General features: G+C 41.2%; 11 protein-coding genes. 6 read left to right on the top strand and 5 right to left on the bottom strand.

Annotated features, from left to right (window positions below):
* The first annotated feature begins 48 nt into the window (after window positions 1–48).
* Window positions 49–1662 carry an oleate hydratase gene (locus I593_RS02470; protein WP_016165997.1) on the top strand — a complete coding sequence of 538 codons (1614 nt, stop codon included), beginning with the start codon at window positions 49–51 and terminating at the stop codon, window positions 1660–1662.
* A 112-nt stretch (window positions 1663–1774) separates the two neighbouring features.
* On the opposite strand, the gene I593_RS02475 is transcribed toward I593_RS02470, so the two are convergent.
* Window positions 1775–1966: an NF038215 family lipoprotein gene (locus I593_RS02475; protein WP_016165998.1), complete on the bottom strand. Its 192-nt coding sequence runs from the start codon at window positions 1964–1966 to the stop codon at window positions 1775–1777.
* 279 nt (window positions 1967–2245) lie between these two features.
* Between I593_RS02475 and I593_RS02480 the strand changes: the two genes are divergently transcribed.
* The 5 genes from I593_RS02480 (at window position 2246) to I593_RS02500 (ending at window position 7844) form a co-directional block, all read left to right on the top strand.
* A complete protein-coding gene (locus tag I593_RS02480) occupies window positions 2246–2794 on the top strand; it encodes a TetR/AcrR family transcriptional regulator (protein ID WP_016165999.1) in 549 nt (182 codons plus the stop codon).
* A 12-nt stretch (window positions 2795–2806) separates the two neighbouring features.
* Window positions 2807–4456: an MFS transporter gene (locus I593_RS02485; RefSeq protein WP_016166000.1), complete on the top strand. Its 1650-nt coding sequence runs from the start codon at window positions 2807–2809 to the stop codon at window positions 4454–4456.
* 33 nt (window positions 4457–4489) lie between these two features.
* Window positions 4490–5647, top strand: a complete 1158-nt coding sequence (locus tag I593_RS02490; RefSeq protein ID WP_016166001.1) for an HlyD family secretion protein — start codon at window positions 4490–4492, stop codon at window positions 5645–5647.
* Window positions 5648–5710: 63 nt separating this feature from the next.
* Entirely contained in the window at window positions 5711–6580 is an 870-nt protein-coding gene (locus I593_RS02495) for a 1-aminocyclopropane-1-carboxylate deaminase/D-cysteine desulfhydrase (RefSeq protein WP_016166002.1), read from the top strand.
* 64 nt (window positions 6581–6644) lie between these two features.
* Window positions 6645–7844: a BaiN/RdsA family NAD(P)/FAD-dependent oxidoreductase gene (locus I593_RS02500; protein ID WP_016166003.1), complete on the top strand. Its 1200-nt coding sequence runs from the start codon at window positions 6645–6647 to the stop codon at window positions 7842–7844.
* Window positions 7845–7933: 89 nt separating this feature from the next.
* Here I593_RS02500 and I593_RS20315 read toward each other — a convergent pair whose 3' ends face one another.
* The 4 genes from I593_RS20315 to eutC all read right to left on the bottom strand — a co-directional run bounded on the left by I593_RS20315 (window position 7934) and on the right by eutC (window position 11556).
* Window positions 7934–8077 carry a hypothetical protein gene (locus I593_RS20315; RefSeq protein ID WP_154653724.1) on the bottom strand — a complete coding sequence of 48 codons (144 nt, stop codon included), beginning with the start codon at window positions 8075–8077 and terminating at the stop codon, window positions 7934–7936.
* Between the two features lie 144 nt (window positions 8078–8221).
* The gene (locus I593_RS20590) at window positions 8222–8377 is read right to left on the bottom strand and encodes a hypothetical protein (RefSeq protein WP_016166005.1); all 156 of its coding nucleotides are present in this window, start codon (window positions 8375–8377) and stop codon (window positions 8222–8224) included.
* Between the two features lie 64 nt (window positions 8378–8441).
* Window positions 8442–10121, bottom strand: coding sequence for a mechanosensitive ion channel (locus I593_RS02505; RefSeq protein ID WP_016166006.1), 1680 nt, complete (start codon window positions 10119–10121; stop codon window positions 8442–8444).
* Between the two features lie 619 nt (window positions 10122–10740).
* Complete coding sequence (eutC, locus tag I593_RS02510; RefSeq protein WP_016166008.1) at window positions 10741–11556, bottom strand: ethanolamine ammonia-lyase subunit EutC; 816 nt, start codon at window positions 11554–11556, stop codon at window positions 10741–10743.
* Window positions 11557–11563 lie beyond the last annotated feature (7 nt).

Consider the following 11563-nt stretch of genomic DNA (forward strand, 5'->3'; position numbering starts at 1 on the left):
TATGGTTTTAATTTACTTTCTGATAAAAATGACACAAGAGGGTTGATCATGCCGAATAAAAAAACATTCGACGCTAAACACACACATCTCTGGATCGTGGGGGGTGGCATTGCAGGTATGGCAGCAGCAGCCTTTGCCATTCGTGATGCGCAAGTCCCTGCCCAAAACATTCATATACTAGAAGAATTAAACCTTTCGGGTGGCTCGATGGATGGTGGTCAAACTCCTGAAGCTGCACATGCATGGGTTACACGTGGTGGACGGATGCTGACTGATGAAACCTATTTATGTTTATGGGATTTATTTTCGAGTATTCCCTCTTTAGAAAACCCAGACATTTCTGTACGTGAAGAATGTCGTGAGTTTAATGAGCAAGTGAAAACCCACGCCAATGCACGATTAATTGACGCCAAGCATAATATTTTAGATGCGGAAAAATTAGGTTTAAGTAATTTGCATCGAGCTCAAATGCTACGCTTATTAGCATCAAAAGAAGAGCGCATTGGCAGCCGCCGTATTGATGAGTTTTTTGATGAATCTTTTTTTCAAAGTAATTTTTGGCGCATGTGGCGAACCACTTTTGCCTTTCAAAAATGGCATAGCGCAGCTGAATTAAGACGTTACTTCTTACGCTTTATTCAAGAACTGCCTCGCATTCATACTTTGGCTGGGGTAAAAAGAACCAAATATAATCAATATGATTCGATGATTCTGCCGTTACAGCGTTGGTTAGTTGAACAAGGCGTTGATGTGCGCTTTGGCAATTATGTCACCGATGCTGATTTTAGTACGGATGAAACCACACAAGAGCGTCGTGCGACCAAACTTTATGTCACATTACCTGAAGGCAAAGAAGAAATAGAGCTAAAGCAACATGATCTTGCCATTTTTACATTGGGTTCAATCACTGCCGACTCACGTTATGGCAGTAATGATGATGTTCCCGCATTAATTCGAGATCGCCAAGATCATGGTTGGCGTTTATGGGAAACGCTTTCCAAAAAAGCACCTGATTTTGGACGCCCTATGAGTTTTTATGGCAATGTAGATGAACACAAGTGGGAGTCATTCACGCTAACCATGAAAGATGATGTACTGCTTAAACGGATTATTGACTATACAGGCAATCAACCTGGTACAGGTGCGTTAATGACATGGTTTGAATCAGGTTGGCATTTGTCGATTGTGGTTCCCGCACAACCCCACTTTGCCAATTTGCCACAAGGGACTTTTACCATATGGGGTTATGGTTTCCAAATAGATCATCAAGGTGACTACATCGCTAAACCTATGAGCGCATGTACAGGCAAAGAAATTTTGACTGAATTAATTCATCAATTAGGTTTCGAGGACATCTTAGAACACGTACTTGCTAACACTGAGGTCACAACAGTCATGATGCCGTATGCGTCAGCCCTATTTGCTTGCCGTAAATCTGGAGATCGTCCTTTCGTGATTCCCAAAGGAGCCCAGAATTTTGCATTCTTGGGGCAATTTGTAGAAATTGAAGATGATGTGGTCTTTACTGTCGAATACTCTGTACGCGGCGCCATGCTTGCGATCTATGAATTTTTCGGCGTAGAACGAGACATCCCTGAAATCTATAATGGTTTGCTCGATCCTAAAGTTGGATTAAAGGCTTTAGAAGCGGTTTTCCACTAATCATTTAGATTAAAAAAAAGAGCGTCTTTCTGATGCTCTTTTTTCGTTTCATCTGTTTTGAATCACTCTTGCCTTCTCAAGTTCAGTGAAACTCATCAAGCTACCTATCACACTAAGGTTGCGAATGATCGACATGAGACCTTTGGTCACGCGCAACCGATTGATAATCATGATCAGCTACAGGCACTCCCCCAATGACCATGGTTCTAACCATCGTTTGAGGTTTATTCAGCTCATCTTTTGCATCACAAGCTGTGAGCAACCCTGTCAGAATACAGATCAGCATCAAGGATATTTTGTTCATCACATCCCCTTTTTTTCTTTCTTATTGTTTATTCAGCATAGCACTTTTATTTTTCCAGTCCTATTAACTTTGTTACAACTTTTATCCTTCGACATGAGCAGTTTTAAGGTATTTAATTTCTTTTAAAAATATTAATTATATATAGTAAAAACAATAATATAAGCAAATTAAATTAGAAACCTATAAAGTCACTTACAAAATCTTACAGGACTGAATATTTACAACGGACATTTTTGTCCGTTAAATTATAGTACTCCCAAATCAAATGAAATAATCACCATGACCAGTCGTCAACAGCGTGCTGCACAAAACCGTGAAGAATTACTCGAAGCCGCGATTCAGGTTTTTCGCACTCATGGGATAAATGCACCGCTACAAATGGTCATTGATGCAGCCAACGTCGGACGAGCAACTTTTTATCGTAATTTTGAAGACCGTCGTGCGTTGGCGATTGCACTTATGGAACAAGCTTTGGAACGGCTTGCACTCCGTGCTGAAGCATTTTCTCAGTATGACGATGGCTTTATTCGTTTAATTGAAAACCATGTCTACAACTTACCTTATTTAACCGCACTGATGGAATATTGGCGGGTGATTGATCGTGATGATCCCATCATGGTCGATATTTACGCACGTCGCGATGCAATTTTACAGCCTTTGATTGATCAAGCCATTCAGCACGGCGTGTGTCGCCCCGATTTGACCACAAAAGATTACGCCATGATTACGGCTATTTTAAGGACTTCATTTCAAGGACTGACTGATAAAGAGCAACAACAACTTGCGCAACGTGCGATTGAGCTACTCCTCAATGGTATTCGATCATAAGGGGCTCCAATCATGACACAGCCCCCACGCCTCCTCGAACCTGCGCCAAACTGGACGCCTGAAGAAAAGCCAACCCTACCTGGTTCCCCAGCCGTAATTGCTCACTCCAATACCAAACGTATTCTATATTTTTGTATTGGCTTGTTTATCGCACTGTCTGCGAGTCTGAGTAATGGTTTTATTACCGCGAATTTGCCCTTAATTCAGGGTGAATATGGACTCACTCCTTCTGAAGTGGCTTGGATTCCTGCTGCTTATGTCATGGCAAACGTCAGTTCTAACTTAATTTTGTTTAAAGCCCGCCAACAATACGGTTTACGTCTCTTTTCTGAAATTGGCCTACTCATTTTTATTGTGGTTTTGGTTTTACATGTCTTTGTGCATACCTTTGAAATGGCAGTGTTGGTACGTTTTATTAGCGGCATGGTTGCAGCACCTCTCAGTTCTTTAGGTATGTATTACATTATGCAAGCCTTTAAGCGAGAGGATTTTGGTCGCAGTATCTATTTGGCTTTAGGTTTTCAACAGCTCGGTATTCCCTTGGCGTGGATCATTTCTCCATACCTCATTGATGTGAATAACTGGAATGTCCTATACACCTTTGAAATTGGTTTAGCTCTGTGCTGTTTCGCAATGGTGGTGTCTCTTAAATTACCCCGCAGTTTAAGAGTAGCTGTTTTTGAAAAACAGGACTTTTTCACCTTTGCTCTGCTTGCACCCGGTTTTGCCTTTTTGTGTATCGTGTTAACCCAAGGACCAATCTTGTGGTGGTTTGATGTGAAATGGCTGGCTTACCTTTTAATTGCAGGATTCAGCCTAATTGTGCTTGGTTTGGTCTATGAGCATTATCGGGTCAATCCACTGATTATGACCCGTTGGCTGGGTACATCATCCACGGTGCGTTTTATCATTGGTGCCTTTGCAATTCGCTTCTTAATGTCAGAGCAAAGTTATGCTGCGGTAAGTTTTCTCAAAACCATGGGCATGGGACCCGATCAATTTGTTCCGCTCTATATAGTGATCTTTTTAGGCATTGTGTCTGGAACCTTATTTAGTGCGATCACCTTTTCACGTGAACGGATTATTTGGCACTTGCTGTTAGCCGAAGTTTTGGTATTGATTGCTTGTGGACTGGATTTCCATCTCACTAGCGATGTTCGTCCTTCCAACTTTTATGGCAGCCAATTTTTGGTCGGCTTTGCCAGTGGCGTATTTATTGGTCCATTGCTGGTTACAGGAATTTTAAGTGCCATGCAAAAAGGCCCCACCCATATTGTCACGTTTATTGTACTTTTTTCAGCAACCCAAACTTTTGGTGGTTTAGTCGGTTCATCCTTTTATTCCACCTATCAACAGGTTCGAACCCAAAACTACCGTGCCGAAATCATTCAGCAGCTCCCAGAAACCAACCCTTTAATTGCTCAACGAATTTTAATCTATCAGCAAAGCTCACAACGTTACACCCTCGATCAGCAATTAGAACAACAACAAGCCTTAAAAAACTTAAATCAAGTGGTAACTCGAGAGGCCCAAGTACGTGCCTATAACGATGTGATTAGCTTCAATGGCATTGTCGCCATGCTGCTGTTGCTATGGGGGACATTCCTGATTGCACGGAATCAATACCAACTGCGGCAACAAGCGAAAATCGGTCAAACCTAATGCCACCGCTCCCTATTTATTTGAGAAATTGTTATGTCTGATGATCAAAAACCAGTAGCTCCCGCTGAAACAAATGTAACTTCTGAAAATACGCCTGAGACTGAACAGCCAACTGCAACAGCACCCCCTACGCCTCCATCCAGCAAACTGATTCCAACAGCGAAGCGTACCTTGATTTTGATGTTGTTAGTACTGATCATCGGTATTGGTATTATTTTATGGGCATGGAAAATTGGACCTTTTGACAGTGCAGTTGAGTCTACTGACAACAGCTACATCAAAGGCAAAACCACGGTGTTATCATCTCAAATTAACGGCTACGTCAAAGATGTATTGGTTAGTGATTTTGATCACGTCAAAAAAGGCCAAGTATTGATGCATATTGATGCCACAACTTATGATCAGAAAGTGACGCAGGCGGAAGCTGGAGTAGATCAAGCTAAAAACAACCTATCCAATCAAAGCCAAAATATTGCACAGCGTAAAGCCGATATTGTCGCAGCAGAAGCTAAAGTCGAACAAGCGCGAACAGCCTACCAACTATCATTGGCACAACAACAGCGCTATCAACAGTTAGGAGACTCTGGTGCAGCATCTAAATCAGAACAAGACAAAGCCATTGCAGATACGCAAAATAATTTAGCCCTATTACAACAGGCGCAAGCCAATGTCTTGGTGGCAAAAGAAGCGCTCAAAACCGCACAAGTGGCTGAAACAGGTTTGAAGGCACAAGTCACAAATGCTGCGGCACAACTGGATCAAGCCCAAACCACCAAAAACTACAGTAGCATTATTGCACCGATGGATGGCCAACTCGGTGAAGTCAACCCACGCGTGGGACAATATGTAGCGGCAGGTACACAGTTGCTCTATCTGATTCCACAACAAACTTGGGTCACTGCCAACTTTAAAGAGACTCAAATTGCCAACATGAAAATTGGGCAAAAAGCGTGGTTTACGGTAGATGCCCTCAATCATCAAAAATTTACAGGTCATATCGAGCAAATTTCCCCTGCGGCTGGCTCAGAGTTCAGTGTGCTTAAAGCCGATAATGCTACAGGTAACTTTACCAAAGTGGTACAACGTATTGCAGTACGTATTGCGATTGACCCGAATCAAATGGGTATTAAAAACCTACGTCCTGGCATGTCCGTAATTAGTTCAGTCGATACCCACTCTGCACAACATTAATCTTGTGCAGAAAAAATTTATTTTCACTTACACTATGCTCTAAGCCGAGTTGATAAAAATTCTATGTTTGACCAAATTGCCCAAACTATTCCCTATCAGCAAATTACTGTCGAAGGATTTGAGATCAGCATCAAACGTTTAGACTTGGTTCATCCACATATTTCAGGTAATAAATTTTTTAAACTCAAATACAACCTGTTAGCGGCACAGCAACAAGGCTATAAAAAACTGCTGACCTTCGGCGGAGCCTATTCCAACCATATTGCTGCGACTGCCTATGCAGCACAGTTATTTGGATTTGAAAGTCTAGGCATTATTCGAGGTGAAGAGCTAGCCAGTAAACCCTTAAACTCAACTCTACATACGGCGCAACGATTTGGTATGCAGTTGCAGTTTGTAACGCGAGAAGCCTATCGTCACAAGCAAAGCTCAGCCTACTTAGCACAGTTACAACAAGATTACCCTGACTATTATGTGATTCCTGAAGGAGGGACAAATGCCCTTGCCATTCAGGGTTGTACAGAAATTCTCTCTGATGAAGATCAACAAAATTACGACCTGATTTGTTGTGCAGTCGGTACAGGAGGAACGATCACGGGGTTAATTGAAGCCAGTCATTCACAACAACAAGTTTTGGGTTTCTCCGCGCTCAAAGGAGATTTCTTGAGCACAGAAATCAAGCAACTCACCCGAAAACGGAATTGGCAAATTACCGATCAATATTGTTGTGGCGGTTATGCCAAAACCACGCCTGAACTACTGCAATTTATTCAAGACTTTGAGCAGCAATATGACATTCCACTGGAACAGATTTACACAGGCAAAATGCTGTTGGGTTTAACCGATTTAATTCAACAAGGTGCATTTCCACGAGATCATCGCATTTTAGTGATTCATTCTGGCGGGCTTCAAGGTCGTTTAGCCGCTCTTTAGATAGTCCTGAAAAAGCAAAAAAGATGGTCTATAATGCCCTGCTTTATTCTCCCGTGAGTGTGTCATGTCCACAAATCAATATGATGTCTTAGTTTTAGGTGCAGGTGCATCTGGCTTAATGACAGCCTATATGGCAGCTCAACGCGGACGTAAAGTCGTGGTGGTAGAAAAAGCCAATAAAGTCGGCAAAAAAATTCTCATGTCGGGTGGTGGTAAATGCAACTTTACCAACCTCTATGTCGAGCCAAGCAACTTTATTTCACATAATCCGCACTTTGTAATTTCAGCCCTGACCCGCTATACCAATTGGGACTTTATTGGTCTCGTTTGTGAGTACGGCATTGAATATGAAGAACGTAAACATGGTCAACTCTTCACCATCAATGGTGCTAAAGAGATTTTAGCCATGCTATTGAATGAGTGTGAAAAAACAGGTTTGGTCGATATTAAAACCAACTGTGAAGTGAAGGCTATCACTGCACTTGATGAGCAAGGTTTTCAAATTGCCACTACACTGGGTTATTTTGAAGCTGAATCTGTCGTGGTTGCATCGGGTGGCTTGTCCATTCCAACCTTGGGAGGGTCAGGCATTGGTTATGAAATTGCGAAACAATTTGGTCATCATGTTTATCCGACTCGTGCAGGTTTAGTGCCTTTCACCTTCTCGGACAGCTTTAAAGAAGTAACCACTCGCTTAAGTGGCAACGCGGTCGATGCAACTTTATCGAATGATTTAAATTCTTTCACCGAAGCTCTTTTATTTACCCATCGAGGACTCAGTGGGCCAAGCTCGCTACAGCTTTCAAATTATTGGGATGTGGGACAAAGTTTCAAAATTGACTTTCTACCAAGCGTAGATTTGCAAGATTACTTAAAAGCGAAAAAACAGAGTCAACCTAAAGCCCTACTGCGTACTTTACTGGGTGAGCATTTCCCTAAAAGCGTGGTGGTTGAACTGCAAAACCTCATTTGGCCTGAACTGGCTGAAACTGCGATTGGCCAATTGTCGGATGAAAAACTAGAGCACATTGCAACGCGCTTACATGCATTTGAAGTCAAACCATCAGGGACAGAAGGCTATCGTACCGCAGAGGTCACTTTAGGCGGTGTAGACACTACTGAGGTTTCATCAAAAACCATGGAAAGTAAAAAGCAAAAAGGCTTATATTTTGTGGGTGAAATACTCGATGTCACAGGACATTTGGGAGGGTTCAACTTCCAATGGGCATGGTCATCAGCACATGCTGCTTCGCAATATGTTTAATCTTTCTCAAACAAGAACAGGCAACAGATGATTTCTGCTGCCTGTTTTTGTTTGACCCAAATTTCAAGTGATAGATGAAATATCAACCTTTACTCTAAATAGTCCGTACGCAATAAATACACTTGTTGATTGGTATGCACACGCTCAATCGCTTTTTGCATCCGATCTAAATTCTCTTCTGTATTCGCAACTTTAGTCAATGCATTTAAACGGATTAATAAGAATTTTAACATTGTCATTCCCTTCCTTATCTATTTTTAGTTCTAAATTTAATTCAGAAATATGTCAGCAGTATTAAACTAAATACTAAATGATGCTGAACACTTTCTATCAATAGCACAACCAAATTTAAAATGCGACTATTTCAGCATAAAATATTAGGATTCCTGTTTTAAGGGATCCTCTTCTTCAGTGGCATTCGCTTGTGTTGATTGTTGGGCAAAAATAAATTTATAGGCACTCACTAAAAATCCGAAGGTAATTCCTGCAATAATGATTGGGGCAATAATCGTATTTGGTCTTTTAATTTTCATCATTTTTCCTCATTTACAAGATCGACCCGCCTAAGCATGATCGATCTTGCTAACATTAAACACGTTATTTCGGGTCATCTTTTGGCTGAATATCGACATCTTCTTCAGCTTCTCCCGTAGAACCATATGGGTTATTCAACGGTTTATGCTCAGGATCGACCAATAGATCATCTGGAACAACCTGATCTGTAGGTGAGGTTTCAGCGGTTTGTGGCTTGACCTGTGTAGATGCCATTGGTGTCGACGTTTTCGGTTGAGGATTAGGTTCTTTGGCCTGCTTTTTCGCACAGTCAATCAAGTCAGTCAAAATACGTTCCGCAGGTTGACGACCTCCCAAACCAAATGCCAGTGCAAATGCCACAGCGACAGCACCCAGAGTTAAACCAAATGCCAGATTTACAATTGAATCGGCAATTCCCATTGCTCTTAAGCCCATGGCAACGACCAATCCCATAATGAGCACACGAACCAAATTGGCTAACCAAAGCGAACTCTGATATTCACCACGTTGTACAATATTTGCCACCAAATTGGCCAACCAAAATCCAATCACTAAAATGACAGCGCCTAATAGAATATTGGCACCAAACTGAATAAACATGGAAATCAGTAGGCTAACCTGCTCTAAGCCCAAGCGATTGGCTGCTTCAGACACCGCAAACAGCATGGTAAAGAATACAATCAGATAACCCAGCACACATGAAATTTTCGTAGTGCCTAAAAAGCGCTGTAGATCAAGTTTGGCAGGAATATCATCCACGCCAGTTCCAGAAACTACATCTACCACCAGATTTGCCACAAAACGCGAAACCACATAAGCAATAATCAAAATTAGCCCAGCCGCAATAATCTGCGGAATCGCATTCATAATTTCGTACAACATAGCTGTTGCGGGTTGCGAAATTGAATCAATACCCAAGGCTTCAAATGCAATAATTAAGGCGGTAATAATAATAATGGCGAAGACAAATGATCCCAGTACATGAGCTAAATTCGAATTCTTAAACAATCCAATTTTTTGCGCTTGTTTTTGTAGATCTAAACTTTGTATCAAGCCTTCCAGAATACCTCGAACAATTTTTGCCAAAATATAGCCGACAAAAACAATCACAATGGCAATAAATAAATTCGGTAAATATGAAATGGCTTCATTTAACATATTTTGAATTGGGAATAGCAAACCATTTAAACCTAAAATCGACAGAACAACCGGTAAAAATAGCAATAGAATCAGCCAGTAAACAATCTCACTGATATTTTGACTGATTGGACTGACACCTACATCTTCACTCAATTTTTCATCGAGCTGAGTTCGATCCAATAATTTTTTCAGTCCTACTTTCACTAAGTTGGCAAAAATCCAACCAATAAAAGCAACGGCTGCCGCTGCCAAAAGTTGAGGAATAAATAATAAGAACTGCTGAATCATATTACTAAATGGACCACTGACGCTGGTCAGATTTAAAACATTCAATGCACCAATCACGGCGATCAGCAATACAATCCAAAAGACAATTCTAGACACGATGTTTTCAATATTGGAACGATGTCCCGTTGCACCCGAAAGCTTTTGATTGGTGCCTAATTTAGATAATACTTTCTTCACTGCCGCAGCGATCACTAAAGCAATCACCCAACCAATAAGTAAAATAGCAACAGCAGACAAAATTGGATGCAACTGATCCCAGTAATACATTCCATTCATTTCAGGGGTTCTCATTCCCCCTTCAAAAAACTCATTCATGTCTATTCCCTCTTCTTATTTCTGTTCATAACCGACTCCATTAGGAGCTTGATTGTTGTTGTATTCATAAAAGCATGGAGGTACTTAATCACCTTAGGATTTGTACTTTTTTTAATCAACACTCATATGCAGAATTACAACAAAAGGGCACATTCCAATAGCAAAAAAGCCCTAGCTTATTGAGCTAGAGCTTTTATTGAATAAAAAAATCATTTAGTTAAATCATCTGCTTAACTCAAGCAAATCCACCCCGAATTATTGCATCGAACCCCGTCTTCTCACAGTGTTTCGAAGACTTTCCCCGTTGCACATTCTTAACTTGGCGTTCCGCTTGAAAGCATATAGACCACAAGTGCCAAGAAAAAGATACCGACTAAGATTAGCATGTACACTGGTAAGCGTTTTTTTTGTCTTATTTCTTCAGCACTCGTGACATGAGGCGGTTTATTGAAATCATGTACCATGTTCCCCTCACAAAACTCATCCCTTGTTGAATTTTTATACTAACAACAAAAACTATAAGATTGTGTGACAAAGCATTATTTGATCGTGAGCGCTTGTAAATTATCTATAGAAAAATAACTTAGCTTTCTTTTCTGTAGAGTAGGATCTCGCTTTTTTAAAAAATTCCATGTAGCAATTGGGGTTGCCCCTGCTCAATCACCATTTCATGTTCATCCTTTAAATTCACACCAGAAAATTGTAATTGTTTGGACTTCGACATGAGGGCAACAAGGCGTTGCACCGCTGTGACTTCATCTAAGCCTGCTGGGCGCACATTCGAAATACAATTACGCATGGCATCATGACAGCCTTTTTGTGCTTGCCATGTATAGTAAATACCCATGCTATCTGGAGAACTCAAGCCTGGGCGCTCTCCAATCAACATGACCAACATTTGCGCATTTAAAATTTGGGCAATTTCATCCCCCAAAGCCACCCGACTGCCTGTTGCGATAACAATAGGGGCGATGCTCCAACCTTGTTGAGCACACGCTTCTAACATTTTAGCAATAAAACTCACCGCATTATCTTCAATCGCACGTGCAGATAAACCATCACCTGCCACAATTAATACATCATATTGTGTTTGCTCAGATTGCATAGCTGTAAGCATTTGCCTTGAAGTCGCCGAAAGTTCTCGCCCCAAATCAGGACGTTTCAAATAGGTATCCTTATCGGCTGCACAACTACTGACTTGCACAAAAGGAATGGTCTGCTGCTTAAGTTGCTGGCTTAATAATTCAATATCAAGCGGTTTTAATACAGCATCTTTGGCTTGGGCATGGGCCAATTGAAACTCTAACAGTGGACGAGTCGGAAGACTTCCGCCTGTGCGCCCCAAGGCAATTCGAGCATCGGTAAACTGTTTCAGTTGTTCCCAACTGTTTTGTTCAAATTGCTGTGGATATTGAACATCATAATGTAACTTCATCCATATC

The organism is Acinetobacter tandoii DSM 14970 = CIP 107469, assembly GCF_000400735.1.
Lineage (GTDB): Bacteria > Pseudomonadota > Gammaproteobacteria > Pseudomonadales > Moraxellaceae > Acinetobacter > Acinetobacter tandoii.